Source organism: Membranihabitans marinus, from assembly GCF_019802045.1.
Lineage (GTDB): Bacteria > Bacteroidota > Bacteroidia > Chitinophagales > Saprospiraceae > Membranihabitans > Membranihabitans marinus_A.
The window spans coordinates 253,285-278,249 of record NZ_JAHVHU010000008.1; the positions used below are offsets into that span (position 1 = coordinate 253,285).

General features: G+C 44.9%; 22 protein-coding genes. 12 read left to right on the top strand and 10 right to left on the bottom strand.

Annotation, left to right across the window (positions count from 1 at the left end; translation table 11 throughout):
- Both KUV50_RS09820 and KUV50_RS09825 read left to right on the top strand, forming a co-directional pair.
- Complete coding sequence (locus KUV50_RS09820; RefSeq protein ID WP_222579963.1) at window positions 1-702, top strand: LytR/AlgR family response regulator transcription factor; 702 nt, start codon at window positions 1-3, stop codon at window positions 700-702.
- On the top strand, window positions 702-1,565 hold the full coding sequence (locus KUV50_RS09825; protein ID WP_222579964.1) for a fructosamine kinase family protein: 864 nt from the start codon (window positions 702-704) through the stop codon (window positions 1,563-1,565). Before KUV50_RS09820 ends, KUV50_RS09825 begins: the two co-directional genes overlap by 1 nt.
- Here KUV50_RS09825 and KUV50_RS09830 read toward each other — a convergent pair.
- Window positions 1,555-3,927 (bottom strand): T9SS type A sorting domain-containing protein, encoded by a 2,373-nt coding sequence (locus KUV50_RS09830; RefSeq protein WP_222579965.1) that lies wholly within the window; start codon window positions 3,925-3,927, stop codon window positions 1,555-1,557. The two genes, KUV50_RS09825 and KUV50_RS09830, sit on opposite strands and share 11 nt — an antisense overlap.
- 183 nt (window positions 3,928-4,110) lie before the next feature.
- Between KUV50_RS09830 and KUV50_RS09835 the strand changes: the two genes are divergently transcribed.
- Window positions 4,111-5,532, top strand: a complete 1,422-nt coding sequence (locus KUV50_RS09835) for a hypothetical protein (protein WP_222579966.1) — start codon at window positions 4,111-4,113, stop codon at window positions 5,530-5,532.
- A gap of 268 nt (window positions 5,533-5,800) precedes the next feature.
- Here the strand turns inward: KUV50_RS09835 and KUV50_RS09840 are convergent, their stop codons facing one another.
- The 4 genes from KUV50_RS09840 to KUV50_RS09855 form a co-directional block, all read right to left on the bottom strand.
- Window positions 5,801-6,268 (bottom strand): hypothetical protein, encoded by a 468-nt coding sequence (locus tag KUV50_RS09840; RefSeq protein WP_222579967.1) that lies wholly within the window; start codon window positions 6,266-6,268, stop codon window positions 5,801-5,803.
- Between the two features lie 57 nt (window positions 6,269-6,325).
- Window positions 6,326-6,814 carry a hypothetical protein gene (locus tag KUV50_RS09845; protein ID WP_222579968.1) on the bottom strand — a complete coding sequence of 163 codons (489 nt, stop codon included), beginning with the start codon at window positions 6,812-6,814 and terminating at the stop codon, window positions 6,326-6,328.
- 16 nt (window positions 6,815-6,830) lie between these two features.
- Window positions 6,831-7,607: a (Fe-S)-binding protein gene (locus tag KUV50_RS09850; protein WP_222579969.1), complete on the bottom strand. Its 777-nt coding sequence runs from the start codon at window positions 7,605-7,607 to the stop codon at window positions 6,831-6,833.
- 307 nt (window positions 7,608-7,914) lie between these two features.
- Complete coding sequence (locus tag KUV50_RS09855) at window positions 7,915-9,240, bottom strand: (Fe-S)-binding protein (protein WP_222579970.1); 1,326 nt, start codon at window positions 9,238-9,240, stop codon at window positions 7,915-7,917.
- 156 nt (window positions 9,241-9,396) lie between these two features.
- Between KUV50_RS09855 and KUV50_RS09860 the strand changes: the two genes are divergently transcribed.
- On the top strand, window positions 9,397-9,891 hold the full coding sequence (locus tag KUV50_RS09860; RefSeq protein WP_222579971.1) for a phosphoribosyltransferase family protein: 495 nt from the start codon (window positions 9,397-9,399) through the stop codon (window positions 9,889-9,891).
- An 18-nt stretch (window positions 9,892-9,909) separates the two neighbouring features.
- On the opposite strand, the gene KUV50_RS09865 is transcribed toward KUV50_RS09860, so the two are convergent.
- Complete coding sequence (locus KUV50_RS09865; RefSeq protein WP_222579972.1) at window positions 9,910-10,734, bottom strand: patatin-like phospholipase family protein; 825 nt, start codon at window positions 10,732-10,734, stop codon at window positions 9,910-9,912.
- Window positions 10,735-10,875: 141 nt separating this feature from the next.
- The gene (locus KUV50_RS09870; RefSeq protein WP_222579973.1) at window positions 10,876-11,808 is read right to left on the bottom strand and encodes an arginine deiminase-related protein; all 933 of its coding nucleotides are present in this window, start codon (window positions 11,806-11,808) and stop codon (window positions 10,876-10,878) included.
- 298 nt (window positions 11,809-12,106) lie between these two features.
- On the opposite strand from KUV50_RS09870, the gene KUV50_RS09875 reads away from it, so the two are divergent.
- Together KUV50_RS09875 and KUV50_RS09880 are read left to right on the top strand one after the other, a co-directional pair.
- Entirely contained in the window at window positions 12,107-12,442 is a 336-nt protein-coding gene (locus tag KUV50_RS09875) for a translation initiation factor (protein ID WP_222579974.1), read from the top strand.
- Window positions 12,443-12,579: 137 nt separating this feature from the next.
- Window positions 12,580-14,001 (top strand): hypothetical protein, encoded by a 1,422-nt coding sequence (locus KUV50_RS09880; protein ID WP_222579975.1) that lies wholly within the window; start codon window positions 12,580-12,582, stop codon window positions 13,999-14,001.
- Between the two features lie 79 nt (window positions 14,002-14,080).
- Here the strand turns inward: KUV50_RS09880 and KUV50_RS09885 are convergent, their stop codons facing one another.
- The gene (locus KUV50_RS09885) at window positions 14,081-15,550 is read right to left on the bottom strand and encodes a pyridoxal phosphate-dependent decarboxylase family protein (protein WP_222579976.1); all 1,470 of its coding nucleotides are present in this window, start codon (window positions 15,548-15,550) and stop codon (window positions 14,081-14,083) included.
- 92 nt (window positions 15,551-15,642) lie between these two features.
- On the opposite strand from KUV50_RS09885, the gene KUV50_RS09890 reads away from it, so the two are divergent.
- The 6 genes from KUV50_RS09890 (at window position 15,643) to KUV50_RS09915 (ending at window position 19,727) form a co-directional block, all read left to right on the top strand.
- Window positions 15,643-15,993, top strand: a complete 351-nt coding sequence (locus KUV50_RS09890; RefSeq protein ID WP_222579977.1) for a hypothetical protein — start codon at window positions 15,643-15,645, stop codon at window positions 15,991-15,993.
- Window positions 15,994-16,166: 173 nt separating this feature from the next.
- On the top strand, window positions 16,167-16,577 hold the full coding sequence (locus tag KUV50_RS09895) for a DoxX family protein (RefSeq protein ID WP_222579978.1): 411 nt from the start codon (window positions 16,167-16,169) through the stop codon (window positions 16,575-16,577).
- A complete protein-coding gene (locus tag KUV50_RS09900) occupies window positions 16,574-16,996 on the top strand; it encodes a hypothetical protein (RefSeq protein ID WP_222579979.1) in 423 nt (140 codons plus the stop codon). The genes KUV50_RS09895 and KUV50_RS09900 overlap by 4 nt, the downstream gene beginning before the upstream one ends.
- Window positions 16,993-17,415: a DsrE family protein gene (locus tag KUV50_RS09905; RefSeq protein WP_222579980.1), complete on the top strand. Its 423-nt coding sequence runs from the start codon at window positions 16,993-16,995 to the stop codon at window positions 17,413-17,415. Before KUV50_RS09900 ends, KUV50_RS09905 begins: the two co-directional genes overlap by 4 nt.
- 39 nt (window positions 17,416-17,454) lie before the next feature.
- Complete coding sequence (locus KUV50_RS09910) at window positions 17,455-19,119, top strand: bifunctional metallophosphatase/5'-nucleotidase (protein ID WP_222579981.1); 1,665 nt, start codon at window positions 17,455-17,457, stop codon at window positions 19,117-19,119.
- Window positions 19,120-19,133: 14 nt separating this feature from the next.
- A complete protein-coding gene (locus tag KUV50_RS09915; protein ID WP_222579982.1) occupies window positions 19,134-19,727 on the top strand; it encodes a TlpA family protein disulfide reductase in 594 nt (197 codons plus the stop codon).
- Window positions 19,728-20,079: 352 nt separating this feature from the next.
- Here KUV50_RS09915 and KUV50_RS09920 read toward each other — a convergent pair whose 3' ends face one another.
- Both KUV50_RS09920 and KUV50_RS09925 read right to left on the bottom strand, forming a co-directional pair.
- Complete coding sequence (locus tag KUV50_RS09920; RefSeq protein ID WP_222579983.1) at window positions 20,080-21,456, bottom strand: amidohydrolase family protein; 1,377 nt, start codon at window positions 21,454-21,456, stop codon at window positions 20,080-20,082.
- A 463-nt stretch (window positions 21,457-21,919) separates the two neighbouring features.
- Window positions 21,920-24,859 (bottom strand): hypothetical protein, encoded by a 2,940-nt coding sequence (locus KUV50_RS09925; protein ID WP_222579984.1) that lies wholly within the window; start codon window positions 24,857-24,859, stop codon window positions 21,920-21,922.
- Window positions 24,860-24,965: the final 106 nt, after the last annotated feature.

Consider the following 24,965-nt stretch of genomic DNA (forward strand, 5'->3'; position numbering starts at 1 on the left):
ATGATTAACACTATTATCGTTGATGACGAACCACTTGCTCAGGAAATATTGGAAACCTATCTGGAAAGCTATGAAGATTTTGAATTGATTGGAACCTGTAAAAATGCGATGGAAGCCAATAAATTATTGAAAGATAACAAGGTAGATGTTATGTTTCTTGATATTCAAATGCCCCAACTAAACGGAATTGATTTTCTTAAAATTTTGGACAACCCGCCTTTAGTAGTTTTCACGACGGCTTTTAAAGAGTATGCCCTCGAAGGCTTTGAATTGGATGCACTGGATTATTTGCTTAAACCAATCAGCAAAGATCGGTTCTCCAAAGCCATCGATAAGATCAGAGCAGAACTTGGGAAATCTTCGGAAGCATTTGAGGATAGCATTTTCGTCAAGTCGGACAAAAAGCTCCATCGCTTGTTTTATGATGAAATATTTTTCATCGAAGGTTTGAAAGATTACGTCATTATCAAGACCGCCCAGTCCCGGATAGTGACCCTGCAAACGATGAAGAGTCTGGAGGTAAAACTACCCCATCGAAGCTTTATGCGGATCCATCGATCCTATATTATTAACTTGGATAAAATAAAGTCTGTGATTGGGAATAACGTGGAGATCGAAATTGATGGAAAAAAATCAAAATTGCCCATCGGTAAGATTTATCGAGACGATTTGCTGGATATCGTTAACTCACGTCGACTGTAATGGAAAATCGTTTGGTCCAGTTGCTTCGTTCGATATCGATAGATCCGCTGCAAATGACACCCGTGTCGGGCGGAGATATTAATGACGCGTTCAAAGTTTCCACAGAACAGGGAAAGCATCTGTTCGCCAAGATCAATTCATCAGGACAGCCCAAGCAGATTATCACTGCAGAATCACAGGGGCTTCAGATGATGAAGTCAGCTGGTGTTACCATGATTCCATCCGATATTCGCTTTGCCGAGGACGAAGAAAATGCATTGTTGGTCATGCCTTTCTATGAGGTGCTCCCTGATTCAGATGATGCTATTTGGCAATCCTTCTTTCGAAATCTGGCTCTGATGCATCAACTTAGCCAAGGTGATTTTGGAGGGGCTGATAATTTTATTGGCCGATTCCCTCAGCGTAATACCCGTCGAAATAACTGGGTTCCTTTTTATCTAGATAACAGACTAAAACCACAATTGCAACGCGCTTTAGACCAAGGCTATTTTTCCATGGACGACAAGGCAACCTGGGAGCGTCTGTTTGAAAATTTACCACAGTGGATGCCGATCGAACGACCGGCTTTGGTGCATGGAGACCTATGGCGGGGGAACATTATTTCGACCCGGGATGGAATTCTGATGATCGATCCATGTCCCTATTATGGCCATCGGGAAATGGACTTTGCCATGATGGCGCTTTTTTCAGGCTTTCCCATTCCCGAATACCTTCCGGTTTACGAGGAAGTATATCCGCTGAGTGCAGGTTTATTTGAACGAATTGAATTGTATCAACTGTATTATCTCCTGGTTCACCTGAATATGTTTGGAACGGCTTACCTGCCGGGCGTCCAACGAATCATAAAGAAATTTAGCGGATAATGGATAGTTTCTGGTTCCAGGTTTTATCACCTGATTTGAAACGCAAAATATAAATCCCGGGTGCTAAATCTTCCACACCGACTTCTGTTTTCGATGCTCCAACGCTGAGTTCATAAGAAGACACCTTTTTTCCGGTCAGATCCATAATCTCTAAAAAACCATCTTTCTGCACCTCAGGCCAGCGCACAGAGACTTGCTCTTGTGCGGGATTGGGATACACCTCGAGTTCGTTGGATTCTGACGAATTGGATTTTTCATCAATTCTCCACGGTAATTCAATAATCTGGTCGGGTAAAGCAAATACGCCGTTGGCTGTATGAATTTTTAAGTTGCTGAAAATGAATTTAATGGCTTTGGTCCTGGCACGTTGTGTTCGGAAACCTTCCACTTCATCTTCTACGATGATGTGTAGTTTTAGGGCGGTTCCAAATCCTTTTACCCCGACAGACCGGACTCGGTATTCGCCGGCTGCGACCTGATTATCATCTGATCCAGGTGCTTTCAGAGACATGGTTGGTTGGTGGGACTTTAGCCAGATTTTTTCATCCCGGACAACATCAACGCTTTCTGATGAGAGCGTATGGCCTTCTATCTTTACGTCCGTGGAAAAACCGGTTACATTATAGAGTTGATGTTCTTTATCGCCAATGATGAATTCAAAAGTTAATTCGTCACCTGGCGCAGCAGATCCATTGGACGGATCCACGACCACGGGAACATCCATTAGTGTGACCGGTGCGGTATACAATCCATGGGTCTGACCCATATGATCGATAATAACCTGTAAATCATAATTTGAAATCAGACCGTCACCATTCGCATCAAAATGGTTGAGGTTTTTATGTTCAAAATTCATCCAGGGGTAGCTCCACTGTCCTTTCCACACGGCACCTTGCGATCTTGATGGTCCTTGTTCACCAATGTATCGGGCAATCGGTCCGATGTCCGCCATGTCAACTACTCCGTTTCCGTCTGCATCTCCCGGCCACACACAGTCTGTACAATTTCCCTGGAATGGATGTGGAGATGGAAGAAACCGAAGAGTGTGCGAGCTTTCAAACCCACCTGCATTATTTTGATAGGAATAGTTGATCTTGACCATGTCCTCGCCCGTAAAACCAGGATTCGGTATATACTTTAAAGAACGACCTTGATCTACGACCTCTATAACACCTTTTTTGGGCCCCCGCTGGATTGATAGTTGATAATCTTTGCTGGGTGTGTAGAAAGGGATGTGATACGGAACTGCCGGATCGACATGAAAGTCAAAATGTTCCTGCGCGGGTTTGAAATGATCTACATAAACCTCAACAGTTGTCGTATCGCACCGGGGGAAGGCACAGGTCACATATTGAAAACTTGCTTTTCCTGAAAACCCGGAACGCGGTGTGATCGTTACCCGACCTCCGCCGGAATTGGTCAATTGCAGATCAGAAGAAGTGGGCAGTAAACTGTAAATGTTGACCCAAAAGTCGTTATCGGTCAGAGATACGTCGATTGATTTGTCAGGATGTACGTAGACCTTATCACCGGTATTGAGGTGATTTTCTTCCCAGATGTCGACAAAATTAATGCGGTAGAGTAGGGTCTGACCTTGTTTGCTTTGAAATAATATTTCATTTTCACCCAGGTTTCTTTTGAATAAATCAATGTCAAAATAGCCGTTACCATCCGGATATACATGGTCGATTGTCGCATGTACCAATTCAAAATCTGGCCCGGGGAGTGGAAGCCGTAGTTGTTGATCGAGAACCCGGGACAATACGATGGTATCGTGGGGTTTGTTCGGCTGTGTTACGAATACGGTGGCTTTGGCTTCATCACAATGGCCGGATCCGTCACAGGCTGTGTAGTAAAAATGATACAAGCCGGGGGCATTGGTCTCCAGGTGGACTTTGTTATTTTGAATGGTGGCGTAAACACCTTCTTCAAATGGAATGCTGGAAAGGTGAATTTGAGAATAGGTCTCATCATTGGCCAAGACATCGAGGACGGCCGAAGTGCCTGACTCCAGGATGAAATAATCTTCTTTCGTCCGTAGAAATTTATTCTTTAATGCGTAGGCGTGAATTTTCCCATCTGCCGAGAAAACAATCGTATCGTATTCTGCTATACCCCGGTTGTTGTATGATAGCACATAACCTTTGCCCGCTCTATTAAAGGAAGCATGACCTACTTCCGGGAACTTTAAGATTCGGGGCGGCTGGGAGGTGTTGATGTTCTTGAGCCAGGATTCCCCGACAATGACCTTTTCCGTCTTGTAGAATGGCAACGACTGGCTCTGCAAGGAAGGCAGTACTATACCAAAAGGCCACAACAGCACAGCCAGAAGTGTAATTCTTTGGAGGGACAAAGCGGACATGGAATAATAATTTACCGCAATATACGAATGAATAACCATATATCGATATATTAAATAAATACTTTACCTCGGGAATGTGTTAAAATTGTAGTCCAGAAATTATGGCACGTGCATCATGCATAACAGCATAAGTGTGTCAAGAATAACCCTCTGTTTCCAAGAGAAAGTCATATTTTTAACCCCATGGAGAACACGAAGATTTACCGGATCATTGCGGGGATGACATCGAGGGTGCGACAGGAAGTTATTCCCTACTTAGAAAACTATACGGGCGGCCGCCATACACTGACGTTCCGATTGTATGAAGTGGTTTCCGCTCATTTGGAGAAGGGGACGGGTAATCTCGACCGGAAGGACGTATGGAAAAAACTGTATAAAAGCAAGGATATTAAGGATGTTACTTTGCGAAAAATGTGTGCAGATCTGATGAACCATATGGAATTGGCTTTGAGCGCGCTACGGCTAAAAGAGTCTCCGATGGATCGGAGACTCTATTATCTGAATTTTTTAATGGACCATGAATTTGATCATGATTTGGTCACCAAAGAAATTTCCAAATCAGTCCGGTTGTTCCAGAGTGAAAACAATGATCAGGGGCCGGGATATTATGAACGTTTTCGTCTTGAGGAGCTCGATTATGGGAACAATTTTCGATCAGGTTCGGCCTGGAAGAAGAGCAACATTGATCGCATCGATGAGAACCTTAATGCGTTTTTTGTGCTAGAAAAGCTGCGACTGGCGCTCAGTATTTATTCCCGACAAAAATACATCCAATACGAAAAAGAACTCCCGTTTCTTGAAGTGATATTCCAGTTGATCGATTCGGGGAATCTGGATGACTACCCGTTGATCAGATTGTATTATTATGCTGTGTTGACTTATCAAAATGAAGATGGTGATCAAATGTATTTTAATCTGAAAGCGGGTTTAAATGCGCTTCCACTCCAAAAGGGCAATGACTATGTCAGGGAACTGATCACCATTGCCTTGTCTTATTGCATTGGGAAAATCAATCAAAATCAAAGTTCATTTTACCGGGAAGCCTTGGATTGGTATCAGATGATGATTCGAGCCTCGATATTGGTTGAAAATGAACATCTGGCTGCCACGACGTATCGGAATATTGTATTGATTGCCATTCGTTTGCAGGAGTATGATTGGGCCATCAACTTTGCGGAAGATTATTCGGTGTACCTCAAGTCTGATATCCGGGAATCCACCATGATGTTAAGTCTGGGACAAATTGCCTTCAATAAAGAAGACTACGATCAGGTGATCCGGTATCTTATGAATGTCGATTACATCAGTTTGTCCTATAACCTTCAGTCCAAGTTGATCTTAGCCGCCACCTATTATGAACTCGGTGAATATGATTTGTTGTCCAATTTTCTTTCTACATTCAGTACTTATCTGCGAAGGAAAAAATCAGGTCTATCCAGCGAGAAGTATGACCGACATCAGCGATTTATCAATCTGCTCAATCAGATCACGAAAACACCAGATTGGGAACATGAAAAATGGCAGGATCTTTTGCATCAACTGCAATCGGATCACGAAGTGGTTTCTTATTCCTGGTTGGTAGAAAAAATAGAAGCTAAGCAGTGAAGCTCAAAGCAAGGAAGCTCAAAGCTGAAAGATTCAAGCTGAAAGCAGTGAAGCTTAAAGACCCCAGCTCAAAGCAGAGAAGTACAGTAACTTCTCAATACCTCAACACCTCAACACCTCAACTTCTCAACGCATAAACATTATAAACCGTTTGAAATGCAGATAACCAATACCTAATAACCCCTACCGGAGTTTACCTCCCGTTACGTAACAGAGCGTCGCCTAATTGCACAACGTGCTAACAGCGTAGCACCCTAAATTCTAACATCTAAGAAATTATCTTCACTTCTTTTTTGACCAGTGGACTGATGGCCATTCCCTCTACGTCGGCCTCTATTTCAAGACGATAGGTAGATTGCACATTGCGGATTAATTTGGCTGTACGAACAAGGCCTTTCATGAGTATATTTTTGGATTCCAAAGTATCCATCTCGGACTGTAGTGGTTCAAAATGGACTTCAAAAGGAATCGATTGAGGCTCATTGGCGTACAAGTGAATGGGTGCGTCCAGGACTTCAGCGCCCAGAATGTATTCATCGATGAGCTTGCTGTGTCGTCGCCCCCGACTGTATTTTTCGATCAGACGGAGGCGGAGTTCTGAGACCACGCTATCTTGCTTGCTTTCGAAAATCAACGAACCGCTGAGTTTTTTTTCCCGGAGAAATATATCGTCCGGCACTTCAACACTGATCCGGACTCCTTCGATACCAAGCCATTTCTTTACTTTTTTTAGCATAGATTCTTCTTTACTATCACCTAGTATAAGGGAAAAGCCACTAAAAAGATTCAAATCTTATAAAAATCTTTGGTGCCAACTTTCCTTTAGTGGAATCAATTTTTGATTTTTCCACTTGCCTTTGGTAGTGATCGTTGTATCGTAAAACAGTGTGTCATTATGGATGAGCCCTTTTTTATACAAACGACTTATTTCTTTGTCTGTCGTAAGATGAACCTGTCCCTGTGTGTCCTGATACGCAAAATTCATGCGGTCGAAAAAATTGACATTAATTCTGTTGCCGATCTGCCGGATAAAATGAACGGATGAATCGATCGAACAACCACTGGCCGGTTGTTGAGATTCATCAACGGCAAGAATCAGGAACAGCTGGTCTTCGACCCATGCTTCACTGTACAACGGCCGTCCATGGGTGTTCCATTCTTTCTGCCATTTTTCAAGTTTTCTGGTTATACAGGCTACCTCTTGATCGTTTAGTTTGCGATCCGCTTGATAGATCCAGACCCGTGCCTGATTAGTTAGCGCCTTAGCTTGCAATATTTCCATATATCGTCACCTCTTTCTATTTTTGATTCTGCAAAATTAGCTCGCTAATATCATACACCATAACACTTCCCTGTTTTTCTTTTGCTTTAACCCCATCTGTCATCATGGTCATGCAATAAGGACAGTTTACGGCGATAATATCAGCACCAGTACCAAGTGCTTCCTCGGTCCGCTCCACGTTGACCCGTTTGTCGCCGGGTTCATCCTCTTTCCACATTTGAGCACCGCCGGCACCACAGCAAAAACCCTTAGATCGGGAACGTCCCATTTCAACAAGCTCGTTGTCCAAATGTTCGAGCACGTCCCTGGGCGCCTCGTAAATATTGTTCGCCCGTCCGAGATAGCACGAATCGTGGTAGGTTATTTTTTTATCCTTGAACACATTGCCTTCCACCTTAATCCGTCCTTCATCAAGCAAGGATTTTAGCAATTGACTGTGGTGGATGACCTCATAATTTCCGCCCAATGCCGGATACTCATTTTTCATGACATTGAAACAATGCGGGCAAATCGTGACGATTTTTCGGACTTCGTATTCGTTGAGCGTCTGTATATTTTGAAGCGCGAGCATTTGGAATACAAATTCATTTCCTGCCCGGCGTGCCGGATCCCCGGTACACATTTCTTCATTGCCAAGTATGGCAAACGATATATTGGCCTTGTTCAGTATCTCGACCAGTTTTCGGCTGATTTGTTGTGAACGGCTGTCATAGCTACCGGCACATCCGACCCAGAACAGGATTTCGGGCGTTTCTCCGGATGCTTTCATTTCTGCCATTGTTTTTACTTCCATTATCTTGTTTTTTATGTTGAGCCAAGGTCTGTTGAGACAAGGCGTGTGGAGACTAGGCATGCCTTATCTTTACAAATCCTCTACTAATCTACTAATCCTAGTCCATCCCACCCATCCTACCCCATCCTACCCATCCTAGTCCATCCCACCCATCCTAGTCCATCCTGTCCATCCTACCCCATCCTACCCATCCTAGTCCATCCTACCCAACCTAGTCCATCCCACCCATCCTAGTCTATCCTAGTCCATCCTACCCATCCTAGTCCATCCCACCCATCCTAGTCCATCCTACCCATCCTAGTCTATCCTAGTCATTCTTCGTCCATGCATCCCTTTCTTCGGGAACCTGCCATACCGCACCCGTGTTCTCCATACTGTTGAACATTGACGTCCAATCCGATGGACCTGAAGCCAGGGTTAATATTTCATAGCGGCGCATTTGTAAAATAATATCCAGCGGGTTAATCAATACCGGACACGCTTCTACGCAGGCATTGCAGGTGGTGCAAGCATGTAATTCTTCGGGGGTAATTCTGTCAAACAAATTTTTCCCATCGTCATAATTTTGCCTGGTCATTTCCGGATTAGTATCCAGGGTCTTTCCGATTTCTTCAGCGCGATCCCGCACATCCATCATGATTTTACGTGGAGATAATTTTTTACCGGTGATGTTTGCCGGGCACTCTGCCGTACATCGTCCGCATTCGGTACAGGTGTATGCATCCAGCACATTCTTCCAGCTGAGATCCATAACGTCGGCTGCCCCAAATTCGGGCAATTCATCCGTCATGGGGGGCGCATCTTCCTCTTCGGTCAACCCCAGCATAGACTTGACCTCATTCATAACCTCCGGCATGTTTTTCATTTTTCCTTTGGGCGCCAGTCGGGCAAAATAGGTATTTGGAAATGCCAGTAGTATATGAAGGTGTTTGGAGATGGGTAAGTATATAAGGAATCCGAACACGACCAGGATGTGCAACCACCACCCGAACCGCTCCAGGATAATCAGGGTCGAAGTTTCCATCCCCCCCAATAGTGCTGGTCCCAACCATCCCGATATGGGTAATTCACCAGTATCCGGAAAGTGAGGTACCGCTCGAGCCTGTAGGACGACATCGGCGCTGTTCATGGTTAATATGCCAAAAATAAGGACGAGTTCGAGCGTTAAAATAATCAGCGCATCACGACTCGGCCAGCCCCACATTTCAGGTTGCTGGAAACGAGCAACTTTTAAAATAACCCGTCGCACGATAAATGCGATCGTGGCGATCAGTGCAAGAACGGAGAGAATTTCTATAAAACCGATGACAAAAGTATAAAACCCACCCAGTGAGGTGGCAAAAATCCGGTGTCTGCCGGTCAGACCATCAAGGAGTATCTCAATTAATTCGATCTGTGTGAGCAAAAAGGCCAGGTAGATAAATAAATGGAAAATGGCCGGTACAATGCGTTTAAACATTTTTTTCTGTCCGAAGGCAACCAATAAAACCTGGCGGATTCTGCGGGCAGGCTGATCCCGCAATGATTCTTTTTTCCCCAGGTGGATATTGCGCCATATTCTGCTGTACAGTTTAGCAGAGATGTACAACACTACAATGAGTAATAGTAAAAAAATAATTTGTCCAATATCCATTTTAATGTCATTCAAAGAAATTTGCAGAATTCATTCCTGATCAAGATATAGCAAATAAACAGTAAATTAAGGGAAAATTTAAATAATTTAGCCCAATCCAAGGTACTGAGCGCCTTGGATGTAATCATTTGTAAATAGTATGATAAGTGTAAATATATGGAAATCATTCCCCACAAACAGGTCAAACAGAAAATTAAACGACTGGCCATCGAGATATTGGAACACAACTATGATCAAGAGGTGATATATCTGATCGGCATTAATAATAATGGGTTCCGGTTTGCAAAACTGATCCAAAAAGAGATGCAGTCTATGGGAAGTGCGGAAGTCCGGTTAATCAATGTCCGACTCAATACCGCCCGTCCGCTGGAGGAAGACATTACCCTTTCTGTGGATGTTGACACCTTAGCCGGTAAGACACTTATTTTGGTCGATGATGTAGCGAACAGCGGACGCACTCTGTTCTACGCAACGAAACCACTCATGGAGATTGTGCCTGGAAGACTGGAAGCCGCTGTGCTTGTGGACCGTACACACAAGATGTTTCCGGTCAATGTGGATTACGTGGGTATCTCACTGGCGACGACACTCAAACAAGACATACAGGTTGATCTGGATGATGGCCGGGCATTTGCTGTAGAACTTAATTGAGGGACGTGCTCACAGCCATTATGGCATCACGGATGACTTTTCCTTTTTCTCTTTAATTTTTTTTCGAATTCCTTCCAGGATTTTTGGAAGGTCAATCAGGGCCTGGTGGTAGCCATATTCTATAAATTCATCGCTGCGGCTAAAATCAAATTTGGCGTACTGATACATGCCTTTTGGCCGGATGACAAAATCGCAATCCTTGTAATTGATAACGGTTCGATTGGCTAACGATATAGTGAGTGTTCGCTCCAGTAATCTTTTGAAACCATTGATGTATTTGCGGTCCACCTGTTTGGCTTCGACCACATCACTCCCTATGATAAAGTCACACTGCCCACGCAGGGGAAAAGCAGGCATATTATTGGAAACGCCGCCATCTACAAATAAACTACCGTTGTGTTCGATGGGTCTGAAAAAAACGGGAATTGCGCAGGATGCCGCCACAGCCTTCGAGACTGGACCTGATTCCACCGACTCATGTTGGCCGGTTTCCAGATTGGTCGCACCGATCATGGTTCGGCGAGGTAAGTCTTCCAGGTTTTCGAAAGGAATGTAGTCTGTGAGTCGATTTTCCAGATACGTAAGAGGAATAAAACCTAGCTTCGGTAGTCGAAGTCTACGCATACTGAGAATATTATTCTCTTTGATAAACCTTCTCATGTCCCGAATACTGGCCCCGCCAGCATACAATGCTGCCACAATAGCACCCGCGCTGGTGCCGTACAAAATGTGGGGCTCGATCCCGTATTCACGCAAGGCTTTAACCACACCCACATGAGCTATTCCATAGGATGCACCACCGGATAAAGTGAGTCCAATCTTAAAATCTGGTGGTAAATTCATAGTCATTTTAGCTGCTTATTAATGGAAACATGTGCTAATATATAAAGCACAGGCATAACAAGTGCTACCTACGGAGATAAATTATCCCCTTTGGCCATCAGAAACATACAGGTACAGAAATCATACCAATCGATCGCCTTTTCAAAAGTTCCTTCCTTCCGGCCATCGGGGTATTAAATAATTTTCCGTGATCATGCATTTGGCGCTTCCACCACCAATGCGTTCTATCGTCGACAAATGGCAAGGGAGCAGTTGACCGAAGTCAGCGAGTTGGTCTTTTTGCCGGGAAGAAAGTACTTGATAGGCGGTCTGAGAAAGAACGATGAATGGTTCTTTAGCTGCGTTATGAAGAAATGCGGAATTCCCGACGAATGAATTCATTTGATCGTGACTAATCTCGATGATTTGTTTGTCGGCTTGATTGAAGTAATACGCTAACTTTGACCAGTCGGAGGCGGGGATGGCTGATTTGTTAACGATTACATATCCGCGGCCTATTCCCAGCACGATGTTGGTGTGATAGACCGGAATGTCATTCTGGTCAACAGCATCAAACAGTACGGGCGTATACCCCATTTTTAGACAGAATTGGGTAAAAGGGACTTCATGGGTACGGGGACTCCGATTCCCGAAGACCAGACCGTATTCATGGTCGATGACCAGGCTCCCTGTACCTTCCAGAAAGTAACCTTCCCGTTCATAGTACTCCATGGCGAGGTGACTTCGTACCTGATAATGATCTGCAATATATCGGATGTGTCGCGGATCTCGTTCTTTGCGCCGGATGGGAGAGAACAGGGGGTAGGTTATTAGTGTCTGATCCGGATGGGTGCTGATCCAATTGTTGGAAAAAATAGCATCCAGTCGTTTTTCGGACAGATTGTCGTGAAGAACGTCCACCTGAATCTCTGCTTGTCGCAACTTTATGACCATATTGTCGAACTCATCAAGTGCTTGTTGTTGTAGATTGTCGACACCAGAACCAGGTTCCTGTTGGAATACATTATTTACAGCGGTTTCGGGATTGAAACCAAAATGGGCCGGTCGAACCATAAAAATTTTATGTGCAATCAAAATTTAATTTTTTTAAATCGATATAATTTAGTAATCTGTTTTTATTCTTGAATGTTCCGCTGCATTTGTTTGGGCTTCTTCCTCCACACTGGAATAATAGTCGGTTTGGAATATCTAACATGCGGAGGTACAGTCCCGGTGTGTTGCCATTTAATAAATTATATTTCAATGAGGCAATAGTGTCGCTATTTTATCATATTTCATCAATAATAATGAATTGATTATTTGGTGCGCTGAAGGTAAAATAACTTTCTTTGCGCAGAAAATTGTCTTTTCGGTATTAAAAATCAAACATACCATGTCTAAAAAAAAGAAAAGAACGGTTTATTCCACTAATCCAGATTTTGTAAATCAGTTTTTCGATCAGGATCCCGAGTTTACACCCGCGCCTGAGGCACAACGACTTCGGGTCTGGTTGGATCGGATCAAAGGGAATAAGGAAGTGACGCGCATCGTAGGATTTGAAGGGGAGGAGACCGTATTGGAAGAACTGGGTAAAAACCTGAAAAAGAAATGCGGTACCGGTGGCTCCGTAAAAGATATGGAAGTTTTGCTCCAGGGCGATCACCGGGATAAAGTCATCGAACTGCTGAAACAATCTGGATATACGGATGTCAAAAAATCCGGAGGTTAATGGAGGCCCGGATGCAGGTTGTATATATGTTAATTTTGCACCTTTAACAGTTTGCGACTCAATATTCTAGCTCCGATCCAGTTACTTTAAAGTGTAAAGTTGCTTAACAATAAATTAAGGAAAATAAAAATAGTTATATGAATAGATTACAAGCAATAATTTTCATCGTAGCCTCAATGATATTTTGTGTCCCAAAAGGATTTTCACAGGAAATTCAGGAGTTTGGGCCCGGGGTACATCAAGACCTCGATCATCGGATTGAGACACGGCGTGTTTGTGTGCCCAGCCCCAAGAAAGATGTCAGCTACGATTTTAAGAAATCTTTCGAAGCCAATGTAAACGCAGCGATTAAAAGAGAACGAGTCGCTTTTGGTCAGAAAAACATAGGCGATTATGTACATCCTGCCTACTATTCGGACCCGGTGGACTATGCCCATAAGATCATTACTGCATTGCGGAAAGCGTACGCCAACGCATATGGGATTAAAGTTGTCGATATCCCACTGGACGCCAGTGTGGTTACCGCTGCACAGAACCACAGTTGTAAAATGATCTCATGCAACCAGTTTACACACCAATCGTCCTGTACCGGATCGCCCAAATCACGGATATCCGAACAAGTCGGTTCCTGGGGAAGCTGTTTGACGGGGTATTCAGAGAACATCGCGATCAACACCTCCAAATCCATTGAAGGTGCCATGGAATGGGCTATTTTTGGGATGATGTACGATGACCTGGCCTGTTGTAACAATGGCCACCGTGAAAATTTTCTGAAATGCACATATGATAATAGTTGGCGAATGGGCTTTGGTTATAAGAAAGGAAAATATAGTTTTGGGAGCAGCCGGAGTTATGACACCTGGTTTATGACCTGGGATTATGCAAAAAAAGGCCGCTCCTCAAGTTGCAAATGGGATAAAAGCAATGGTAAAAAAGTGTGCAAACCCGCTACCGTTGCTGTTCAAAACTTGAAAGTAAACGGCCAAAGCGATTGCACCAGTTTAAAAGCGACCTGGACAGCCACCAATACAGGCCAGATTCAAAACTTTGAAGTTTATCAAAGCACCGACGGGAAAGGATACAAGCGTGTGACGACCGTGAAACCAGGGGCGGCAAAGAGTTTCTCGTCCAACTTCAGCACGAGTGGAAAAGAATCCAAAGTATTTGTCAAAGCCGTCACCAAAGAAGGAAGTTTTTATGCCTCTGAAGTTTTTGTGTTCAATGTGGCCGACTGCAAACCTTCTGCTAATCCCACAGATCCAACACCCGATCAGCCGGGCGAAGACGTTACAGATAACAATCCACCGGCTCCCCCAAAACCAGAACCAAAACCAGATCCGAAACCAGATCCGGCACAAATAATTATCGCCCCGAACCCGGCGAGTTACTACATTAGGCTAACAAATGTGCCTTACGGAACACCTTATCGGATTACATCCATGAAAGGACGGACGGTGCGATTTGGGTACTATCGGCGCAATATATACGTAGGACGATTGGCCCCCGGAACCTATGTGGTTACGGCAGACGGAAAAACGGGCCGATTTATCAAGCAATAATGTAAGGAGTTAGATTAAAACGACGACTAAGGTTTAATTAATCTAAGAACCATGGGCGGGTCTGCTGTCCATGGCTTTTTTATTGAACTGTGGAGGTCGAGTGTTTCTTGGTATATTTTTCGATAATATCAAGTAGTAAATCAACTTTTTCTCGATGCGTCCGGAATGAAAGAATAGCACATCGTATGACGTAAATGTCCTTTATAAAGGTACTGGAGATGAACACCCGGCCATCCTCCTGGATGTGCCTCACCAGATTCTTATTCCATTCGTTGGCGTCTCCTTTTTCAGGTACATATCGAAATCCCACGATCGACAGGTCCGGATAGGGTCCCGTATCGTATCCCAGGGCTTTGATCTTCCAGTAAAAATACCGGGCCAATAATATCTTTTCATCCAGGTTCTTTCTAAATGGCTCTAGACCGTAGAGCTTCAGGGGCAACCACATCCGCATTCCCCGGAAATGTCTGCTGAGCTCCGGCGAAAGTTCGGCGGGTGAATATTCTTCCTGGTGTTCCCGGGCATCCTGCATGTAGTGGGCTTCAAAGCTGTTCGCAGCTAACAAATGCCGTATTTCTTTGACCAGAACCATCCCTGTGCCATAAGGTAAAAACAATCCTTTGTGTGGATCTAGAATCACCGAATCTGCTTTTTCGATGCCTTGTAGTTTTTTCTTTCCGTGATCAGTCAATAGGAAAAAGCCCCCATACGCCCCATCCACATGAAACCACATCTTGTTTTCACTGGCAATCCGGCTGATCTCATTCAGGGGGTCGACAGCGCCTTGATTCGTGGAGCCGGCATTGCCGACCACAAGAAACGGATTGAGTCCGGATGCCCGATCCGATCGGACCCGGTCTGCCAGTTGATCTGCATCCAGGCGGTAGTTTTCATCCAGATCAATATAGTGGATTGGACACTCTTCCATACCACATATTTTGAGGGCTTTTTGATTGCTGTGGTGCGTATGTCTGGTCGTATAAATGATGGATCTATGAAGGTCTTTTCCTTTGATACCATGTGTGGTTCGGGCCGCAGAAATGGCTATGAGGTTAGCAAGACTGCCACCGGAGGTGAGGTTTCCTCCAAAATTAGCCGTGTATCCCACCAACTCGCCGGCCCATCGAATGAGTGAATTTTCCATTCGAACAGCGCCGGGAGAAGCTGAAAAGATCCCGGCATAGGTATTGGTGACCGCAGCCATATAATCTCCAAGCGCTGATTCGTAGATGCCACCACCGGGAATGTAGCCCATGTATCCACCAGATGCACTATTGAAACCGGCATGGTTGACACGTTTCTTTATGAAAGACAGGATGTCGGACAGCGTTTCACCAGATTCATCAATGGAAAAGAAATCATCTTTTTCGGTCCGGTCAAAGCCATCATTTGTAAAAGCCTTGGCCTCTGGAAGTTTATTCAAAAAATCTTCTGCATACCCCCTTACTTCCTCCATGAGTACAGCGCGATGTGGTGATGTAGCTTCCAAAGTTCTGGCGGATTCCTGCAAATGGTCGAGTTCGCGTATGATTTTATTTATCTCTGTCATTGGTCCAATTTTGAGTAAATTACGAAAAAAATAGGGGATTGTAACCTAGGTCACACACCATCGGAAATCAGCTCACTATATTTGCTTTTGATATGAAGTTGTACCACACCATAGCACTCTTGCTGTTCATGACTTTCGCAGTCAAAATCCTTCTGATCGATGGTCAGTGGATGATTACGGCGATGGCAGGAGAAGAATATGTGTTGGTCAATCCATTCTGTAAATCCAAAAATGGTTCCGGTACGGCTGGCGAAACCAGTATCCAGAAATTTGTGGACAATCAAATCAACGTACTGGACGGAGTTTGCTCTTCAATCCTTTATCTGGATGTAGATGGTGTTGAATACCAATATAACCCCATCTCTTTAAATGCAAAAACATTTAGAACGTTGCCGGCCTATACGGTATATCTGGATACGCACTATCCCCCTCCACAAGTGTAACTCCCCGTCTTACTAAACTTTATATGCTGAATTGCCGAGGTGTCAGTTCAACTGATCAACCGATGGCTCCCAACTTAGTCCGTGGTTTTATACCGCGGGACAGCAGACGAATTTATCATGTAATTTCCTGATCAACGGCAACATCCCGTTGTCTTTACCTAAAATACAAAATTATGAAGAATCAAATCACAGTAACCCCGTGGTCTGTACATCTATTGCGGATGATGGTCAGTGGTATTTTCCTGGTCGCAGGATTTAGCCATCTTGTGAACACCGAAAAAACGGTAGGGCGAATCGACCAAGCCAGCTTTAAAGGTTTTGCCTATTTTTTTGGGGACCCGACCATTTTGGTCATCCTATCCGGAATTGCTATGTTGGTCGCCGGCCTGAGCTTGCTGGCAGGGTACAAAACGCGCTGGGCCGCGCTGGTCCTGATCGCTATTTTAATACCCATCACGCTGACCATTCAGGTCGGTCAGATAACTACGCTTGGACCGTTGTTCAAGAATGTAGCTATTCTGGGCGGACTGCTTTTTTTCGTGCTCAATGACTTTAATACCAAATTCAAAACTAAATTATTATGAAAATAATGTTTCAAATCTCATTATTCTGGTTGGCTGTTGCCATGGTTCATCCTATAGTTGCACAAACCAATTCGCAGAATGAACCACAAAACTATGTGGTACTCACCAAGAAAGTAGAACAACTTACACCGATACTATTAAGTGCAGAAGCCTTGAAAAAAGAAGATGGGGCACACTTTGGTGCTTTTAAGGTTATTATCTGCGGAAAAAACATCGGGGATGTTACCGACCTGAGTAAGATGGAGCCTCATTTGGAAAAAGCGTCGAAACTTGGGGTCGAGTTAATTGCTTGTGGGTTTTCATTGAAAAAATTCAAAGTTGATGCAGATAAAGTACCCGAAGAATTGTCCACGGTAGACAATGGGATCTTATATAATCTACAAATGCAGAAAATGGGCTATAAAAGTTTAGGACTATGAAAAATCTAATGATTATACTGGGGGCGATGTTGTTCTATGGGTTGGCCGTCGTACCGGTAAACGGACAATCGACTCCGAGCACCAAAATAAATTATGCGGTACTGACCAATAAGGTTGCGCAGTTTCAACCCATCAGCCTGGCTTCCAAATCACTGGCCCAGGAAGATGGTGACAACTTTGGTCAGTTTAAAGTGGTGCTGTACGGTCCGGAAGTGGTGCAGCTGACCGATTATCAACGGATGAAACCAGTGCTCAAAATGGCACGCAGTTCCTCTATGAAGCTTGCCGTATGCGCCATGGCGCTTAAAAAAATGAAGGTAGATCCGGCTGATATTCCACCAGAATTTGAAGTGGTGGACAATGCATTTTTGCATGCATTGGAACTACAGAAAGCGGGCTTTTTTATACTAAGCTTGTAATAGATCCAATTTTTTTTTAATTCCAAAAACATTCAATTCATGCTATTTAATAATTTGAAACAGAATTCTATTTTAATCCTATTTCTCGCATCCATACCATTATTGTATTCCTGTGGATCTCAAAATAATGCTTCTGCGGAAACCGCATCGGCCATTAAAGGGGACACCACCAAGATAACCATTCTTCAGACCGCCGATATTCACGGTCAGCTGGATGCGCACCCGGAATTGTTTTGGGAAAATGAGGACGTTGTGATCAAGGAAAGGGGTGGACTCGCTAGTATCAAGACCCTGTTTGATGAAGAACGGGCCAAAAATCCCGGACGTACGCTGGTGGTGGATGGCGGAGACCTGATTCAAGGAAGTGGTTACGCCGCCCTATCTGAAGGGGCTATTTTTCCGGAACTCATCAAAGCGATGAACTACGATGTGATCATTCCCGGCAACTGGGAAGTGGTCTATGGCAAACAAACCATGATGGAGATCATGGATGGATATGGTACGCAGGTAGTGGTACAGAATATGTTCGATGATGACACGAAGGATCATCTTTTTCCACCCTACTGGGTGACGGAGATGGAAGGAGTGCGGATGGCTTTTGTTGGGATAAACGATCCGGATGTTCCTGTTCGGCAGAACCCGACCTTCAGTGAAGGCATTGAATTCAGCGGTATCAATTCCAGCGTCAAGAAAATGATTGATGATCTTAAGGTGCAGGAAGATATTGATGTGATGTTTTTGATCACGCACATTGGTATTTTCAAGCAGGTGGAATTGGCCAACAATCAGATAGCTGAAAATGTGGATTATATTCTTGGAAATGACACCCACGAAAGAGTCCGTGAAATGATCGAAGGAAAATATGCCAAAGTGACGGAACCTGGTGCGTTTGGATCTTTTGTAGGGAAACTGACTTTGCATGTGGTCGATGGCCATTTGGTCGACGATGAATACGAATTGATCGAGGTGGATCCGGTAAGATACCCGGGAGACCCGGCCTTGCAGGCCATGGTTGATAAAGCCAAAGAACCGTATGAAAAATACCTGGAAGCCGTGATCGGGTACACCCAGACCCCAATGTACCGATATCTGACCGTAGAAACACCGATGGACAATCTGATCACTGATGCAGCCCGATGGAAAACCGGAGCGGATATTTCGATCTCCAATGGGTTCCGCTTTGGCAATCCCATTGTGCCGGAAGCCGGAAAGACGGCACCCATTACCCGGGCTAATTTGTGGAATATGCTGCCTGTGAATGAACGGGTCAAAATGGGTAAAGCTACAGGCCGACAGATTAAGGATTGGCTGGAACAAGAAATGCACAATGCTTTTGCGCAGAATGCCATCGAACGATTTGGCGGCTGGTTGGTTCGGTTTTCAGGGATGGAAGTAAAATTCAACAGTGAGAACGATAAGAACGAACGGATTCAGTCGATCACCGTGAATGGAGAACCGATCGACGATGATGAATCATATACAATATCCGCTTGTCTGCGGGCCGGAGAACCCCTCGAAACCCTCTGCCGCATGAAGGGGGTATCCGACGTGGAGATTAAGGACTATACGATTCATGAGGTGGTGGAAGAGTATTTGGGGAAGTTTTCTCCTGTGTCTCCGGTTCTGGAAGAACGGGCATATTGTGAATCGCTCGGACCGTATTCGTTTTCTACGGTACCCGGAACAGAATATATTTTTCAATAATTAATGATTAAGAAATGAAGAAAAAAACAAAAAGAAATCTGATCGAGTTTGGTGTGGTGGCAGTGGTTGCCCTCACACTTTACCTAACCGGTCTTCATACGGAAGTGATAGGGTTTGTGCAGCGGGGCTTGCTGGCCACTGGGGTGATGAATCCCAAAATAGAGCAGGCCGAGGCCAGTGTCTCGGATTCAGCATCGGAGAAAGCAGACTTAAACTTTGATCTCGTCAATGAAGCCGGTGAGACGGTGTCAATGAAATCCTTCGAAGGCAAGGTCATTTTTATGAACATATGGGCGACGTGGTGTCCGCCTTGTATTGCTGAGATGCCCTCAATTCAGTCTTTGTATGACGAGGTAGATGGTCCGGACGTAGAATTCGTGATGTTGTCGGTGGACGACGATTTTCAGAAAGCAATCGACTACCGGAAACGCAAAGGGTATGATTTTAATATTTACCGGGTCAAATCCGGATTGCCCCGAATGTATCATTCCTCGGCCATCCCGACCACCTACATCATCGGTGCCAATGGTAATCTGGAAATGACTCATAAAGGGATGGCGAATTACGGAACAGATAAGTTTAAAAACTTTGTGCTGGGATTGAGGTAGTGATTATTGATTATAAATGGTTGATGATGAATGTTTTGTTTGCCAGATATAGAGTGCCTGTGGTTAAACTTATTTGTGGTGGTAGCGATTTGAAAAGTTAGCATATAGGGGAATGAAGCATTAAGGTCCTCAAACACTAAATTCTAGGTTCCTACCGCGTACCGCGGCATGGGGTATAGGTTTTATAGGCTCGCCCACATACCGACGTACGCAGTAGTCATCCGTTTCTGGCCGTTTAGCTAACGGCTAGCGACTCGTCTTAAACCGTATCCTCAATAATCAAAACTGAACCAAAGCGGAGTTTACCCCACAGCTATGAAGTAGGGAAGCACTCCAAAGCGTAGCGTCCCAACTACCTATCCTGGTTTCTTGCTGCCAGGTCTGCCAGCTTTTTATCCATTTCGTCCCGGCTCAGCCAGCGGCCGCGAACCATGACGCCGTCGGGATGCTGAAGATTGGACAGATCTTTAAGTGGGTTTTTATCGGTCATGATAAAGTCAGCGCTGGCGCCTTCGATAATCTCTCCATAGTTCCCTTCTTCACCGAAGAAAACGGCGGGATTTATGGTGCCAATCTGTAGCGCTTCTAGCGGAGTTAGTCCCGCATCCAGCATGTACTGAAGTTCATGGTGGATGGCGAAACCGGGCACATTGAATACCTGCGGCGCATCTGAGCCCAACAGCAGACCCTGACCATCCTGATGGAGCTTGAGAATTAACTCGCGACGGATTTCATTGAAGCGGTTCCACGTCTCAGCGTTGAACCGGGAACCATCCGTGATGTCATTTTTACGGTTGGTCCAGCTTTTGATTGTTGATGCTGGCATATATTTCATCTCCGGAGCGGAGGCCAGGTCGGTCGTGGGAAGGGCAGAGAACCACCGTTCGAACAAAGCCTGGGTAGGCACCACCCACACCTGATGTTCTTTACTCATCCGGACCAATTCATCGATCATAGACGGATCGGCCAGATGTGTAAAATTGTACCCAAAAAAACCGTTGTCATTGGGATCCACGCCAGCAGATTTAGGTACCAGGCCTTCCAGATAGCCATCCACATGATCCACGGTGGCATAATTGCTTTCCAGCGCATGTCGGATTCCCACATCACGAGACACATGCCCGGCGTAGGGGATGTTTACCTCATTGGCTGTTCGTATGATTTCATCGTGCACGTCTCTCTTAATGCCCGGATGAAACTTCAGGAAGTCGTACCCGGCTTCTTTGGAATCACGGACCTTTTGGCGCCCGGCTTCCACGGTAGGAACAGAATTCCCATTGAAGGAAGTGCTGGAAGTGTATATCCGGGGACTGAGAATGCTATTTTCTTGTGCTTCCTGACGCAATTCCAAGTGCCGCGGGTGGCCCAGCATGCCCCGGATGGTGGTTACGCCATTGGCCAGATAGAGGAACAACACGTCTTCGATCCAATCTTCGCCTTCATTGGGAGAGGGAATATGGGCGTGCATTTCCGCCAATCCGGGCGTGATGTATTTACCGTCTCCCTCAATGACCTTGGTTTTGTCGGGCCAGGAGCTTGACTCATCCAGGATAGCTGTAATTATTCCGGAATCCACCACTACATGCATGTCTGAATGAATAGACCCATCACGCACATCGACTATATTTACCTCGCTGATCACGGTAGCATCGTCGGATAAAGAAATGGAAGTATCCTGCTCGCCAGAACAAGAAACGAAAAGAATCAAAAGTGGAATCAGGTATTTCATAATCAATGTGTTTATATCACGGTACGTTCCAGAGGTCGACGCATAAACAATAAATGTATTCTACTAAAGATAGGAAAAAAATTAACTCTTACAACACCCCGGGGAGCAGGAGCTCCAGCTCATGGAAAAGAAATGCTGCCCCGGGAGCTCTTGGAAATCCATTCCAATCGTTTTCCAAAAAACCGAAGGTTACGTATCGGTGATCTCGGCTGGTGCGTATCGATAGTTGGTATAAAGCACGCTCCACTATCTTTAATGTGATTGGGCATCATTATATTTTCATTTTTTAAAAATGAAAATATCGGCGACTAAAGATCGCCGCTACCGGGGCTCATGAACCACTCAGTTCTTTCAGAACTATCGGGGCGGTGGCAGTGTTTTGTCCGTGTAATCCCAATGTATAGCTCGTAGGGAAGGCAAATTATGCATTATCCAAAGAGCTGGAGCTCCTTTCTCCCGGAACCTACAAATCATGCAAAAACACCGCACTCCACGACCAGGGCTCGGATTCCTGATTCCATTGCCTCGAAATGCGTAAACCTGCCGTGAAATCAAATAAATTAAAATAGCGCGCCGTGAGAAATACATCCATCCCGGTCCAGGTTTTACTTTGAGTGTTTGATTGGAAATATTCGGTGAACAGATTGACCGCAACTCGCTTGGTATAAAGCACATGCGGTATCACGATTTCGGGGTAGGCGAGGGGGAATAGATAATTCAATTTAAGGATACCCCCGGTGTGGAAGTTTTGGTAATCATAATCCAGATTGTGGGTGGTTCGAAGCTCGAAGGCGAGAAAATTATTCGCCAGACGGCTGTTGCGCTGAAGCTGCCAATCGATTTTAAATCCGTCGTTGCGGAACAATCCCGGTAAATAGTAGTCCTGACCGCCATACAGCAACCAGCTTTCTCCCGGACTAAAGCTTCTCTTGGCTAAAAGGTTGCCCGTTACACCCCACTTTGGAAAAATGTCCCGATACGCCATTTGTCGACGAAACGTCCAGTCGACATTAAATAAACCGGATTGGAATAATCGGGGCTCCAACTTCACCTGTGGAGGCAATTCCATCGCAGTGGGGTCAAAGTGCTCTTTGGTCCACCCATATTGTCCGGTAAATCGAAGAAAATGTGTCATATGACGCCGGGAAAAATTCAAGGGGACGGAAGCATTGGCGTTGATGGAGGTCTCCGTTTTGGGTAAGGTATAGATGATGTCATCGAGCTGGAACCTCAATTTGCGGTTGAACCTGTGATTCGCGTTCAAGGTCAATTCCGGATACCAGCCTGCATAGGTCATTTCTGCTCCAAACTCAAACGATTCATCTGTCCGGAGGTAACTTCCGTACACCCCTGCTTTTGTGGTGTTCAGATAGTCATTGCTAAGTAGTGACAGTTTGGGTTGGGAAGAAGAAGGTTCCAGATAAAGGCTGTGAAAATGGATGAGATGCCTGGCGGGTGAATATTTTTTTCCGATCGCGATGGTATCCTCGGGTGTTAGATCCATTTTCAGTCCTTCCGCGTTCGTGGTAACGTACAAGGGGGTATATTCAGGCACCGAATTGTTCGAAGCGGAACGAAGCTGTTTCCTGGACAATGGAATGGATTGAATCCGTTGGCCGGACGCCGTTTTTGCGCTGAAGAACAACTTTTCGTCTTCATCGTAATTATTTAAGGATTGAATAGTCGGATTGTATGCTCCGATGATATCCTTCGTCACCGGGATCACCTCTGCTGATTTAAGATCATAATAATAGATGTTGTCAATCCCCGATTTTGATGATGAAAAATAAATACAAGAAGGGGTGACAAAAGGTCTGGAGATGGTTTCGTGGACCGGACCCACTAAATATTGGGATACATTACTGGAGATATCATAGGTGCTCAGCGACATTTTCCCATACTTTCGTCCAGTGAAGATCAACTCATCGCCCGATGCACTCATCCAGCGTGGATACGAATAGTAAGTGTTATTATCATGGAGCAGGGTGTCGACCTGATCGTCTCCTTCCCGGAAAGAGACGATGTTATTGGTTCCGTTTTTACCGGCTTCTACAGCAAGATACCGACCTGTACCTGGTTGGTAGTCCACCGCCAGGTATTTTTTGTGACGGGTGACCCGATGCACCTTGTTTTTCACCAAATCATAATAATAGATATCACTGAATTCTCTGTTGGTCCAGCGGGACCCAACTTCGGTATTGGTGAAATAGATCCGGTTACCCCGCAGTGTCAGGTATGGATCATTGGTACGCCCCAGACTAAATGCTTTTTTTTTCTTACTACCCTCAAGCCGGTAGACGGTACTGATTTCATCATAACTGTTTTCCAGCAGATATTTCGTGCCGGCAGAATCTATGAGAAGTTGGATTTCGTTTTTGATCTTTTCGGAAGTGGGCAGTAATTCCTCGGATGGGGGGTGTGTCGTCTCCATTTTGTCATACAGATAACGTTGATACTCGTCCATCATCGCATCGTGAAAATCGGGGAGCTTTAATCCGGAATTTCTTTGGATTGCTTTGCGGAATGGGAGTATGAGTCCTTTTAGCTGCGAAGTTTCATGAAGCACATCCCGCCAAAAATGTTCTTGATAATTCTTATAACCAAAACCGGTCATCATATAACCGTGGACGTACTTATTGGGTACGAGGTCTTTGAATGACCCGTTGCGGTATTTCCAGTACGAGTATTTTTCATCTTCCAGTAATAAGGCTCTAAAGTCCGCAGAAAAAGCCGGCAGTTGTCCGCGGCCACCCCCAGTCACCTGGGATTCAAAAAACACCGCATCGCCTTCTGAAAACCAATCCGGGACCAGGAGATTAAAAACGCCGGCCTGTGCAGCATCCCCAAAAATATCCCGGGCAATGCGCGAGATGCCCCAGCGCATATTGCTGTATTGGATCACGTGCCGGTATTCGTGTAGAGTCAGCAGCCGGATCCAGTCGTTGTACCCCAAAACATTCGGGTTTTGAGCACCGGACAGGTAGAACTCAGACCGGAACGGGATATAGCCAACGAAGCCATTGGTCGCCAGGTTTTCATTGCGCAGAACGATGTTGACGTGTTCCCGTTTACTTCCCAGTGAATAGGGGTCAAATTTATTCACCCAGTTGACCAGCAAAAGAACGGTATCCGCTATATGTGAACCGCTTTGGTTGTAGATCACATCGATGTATTCGTTTCCTTTGATTTTCCAGGCTTTCCCGGGCGGGACGCCACCAAAGTTTTGGGCGGAAAGAAGAGAAGTGCCAGTTGTAAAAAAAAGAGTACAAAACAAGAACAGAAATCGAAATAGTCCGGTTTTATTTTGTTGACGCAGCAACAAAGTGGATTGATCAATACCTCGTATTGCATTAGAACGAGTGTTGTTTTTATCCGGGCGTACTATGGTTGTGCAGGCAAGCATCTTCAAATAAAAGCAATTCCTGCCTAAAACTGAAATTATATTCTTTGCGCATTTGATTGATTAGCTCGTAGGACAGTCTGCATTGAGGTATGGTGGATGAAGAATC

Coding starts and splice junctions, on each gene's coding strand:
- KUV50_RS09820 (WP_222579963.1), top strand. CDS start 1: ATGATTAACACTATTATCGTTGATGACGAACCACTTGCTCAGGAAATA.
- KUV50_RS09825 (WP_222579964.1), top strand. CDS start 702: ATGGAAAATCGTTTGGTCCAGTTGCTTCGTTCGATATCGATAGATCCG.
- KUV50_RS09830 (WP_222579965.1), bottom strand. CDS start 3,927: ATGTCCGCTTTGTCCCTCCAAAGAATTACACTTCTGGCTGTGCTGTTG.
- KUV50_RS09835 (WP_222579966.1), top strand. CDS start 4,111: ATGGAGAACACGAAGATTTACCGGATCATTGCGGGGATGACATCGAGG.
- KUV50_RS09840 (WP_222579967.1), bottom strand. CDS start 6,268: ATGCTAAAAAAAGTAAAGAAATGGCTTGGTATCGAAGGAGTCCGGATC.
- KUV50_RS09845 (WP_222579968.1), bottom strand. CDS start 6,814: ATGGAAATATTGCAAGCTAAGGCGCTAACTAATCAGGCACGGGTCTGG.
- KUV50_RS09850 (WP_222579969.1), bottom strand. CDS start 7,607: ATGGAAGTAAAAACAATGGCAGAAATGAAAGCATCCGGAGAAACGCCC.
- KUV50_RS09855 (WP_222579970.1), bottom strand. CDS start 9,240: ATGGATATTGGACAAATTATTTTTTTACTATTACTCATTGTAGTGTTG.
- KUV50_RS09860 (WP_222579971.1), top strand. CDS start 9,397: ATGGAAATCATTCCCCACAAACAGGTCAAACAGAAAATTAAACGACTG.
- KUV50_RS09865 (WP_222579972.1), bottom strand. CDS start 10,734: ATGAATTTACCACCAGATTTTAAGATTGGACTCACTTTATCCGGTGGT.
- KUV50_RS09875 (WP_222579974.1), top strand. CDS start 12,107: ATGTCTAAAAAAAAGAAAAGAACGGTTTATTCCACTAATCCAGATTTT.
- KUV50_RS09880 (WP_222579975.1), top strand. CDS start 12,580: ATGAATAGATTACAAGCAATAATTTTCATCGTAGCCTCAATGATATTT.
- KUV50_RS09885 (WP_222579976.1), bottom strand. CDS start 15,550: ATGACAGAGATAAATAAAATCATACGCGAACTCGACCATTTGCAGGAA.
- KUV50_RS09890 (WP_222579977.1), top strand. CDS start 15,643: ATGAAGTTGTACCACACCATAGCACTCTTGCTGTTCATGACTTTCGCA.
- KUV50_RS09895 (WP_222579978.1), top strand. CDS start 16,167: ATGAAGAATCAAATCACAGTAACCCCGTGGTCTGTACATCTATTGCGG.
- KUV50_RS09900 (WP_222579979.1), top strand. CDS start 16,574: ATGAAAATAATGTTTCAAATCTCATTATTCTGGTTGGCTGTTGCCATG.
- KUV50_RS09905 (WP_222579980.1), top strand. CDS start 16,993: ATGAAAAATCTAATGATTATACTGGGGGCGATGTTGTTCTATGGGTTG.
- KUV50_RS09910 (WP_222579981.1), top strand. CDS start 17,455: ATGCTATTTAATAATTTGAAACAGAATTCTATTTTAATCCTATTTCTC.
- KUV50_RS09915 (WP_222579982.1), top strand. CDS start 19,134: ATGAAGAAAAAAACAAAAAGAAATCTGATCGAGTTTGGTGTGGTGGCA.
- KUV50_RS09920 (WP_222579983.1), bottom strand. CDS start 21,456: ATGAAATACCTGATTCCACTTTTGATTCTTTTCGTTTCTTGTTCTGGC.
- KUV50_RS09925 (WP_222579984.1), bottom strand. CDS start 24,859: ATGCTTGCCTGCACAACCATAGTACGCCCGGATAAAAACAACACTCGT.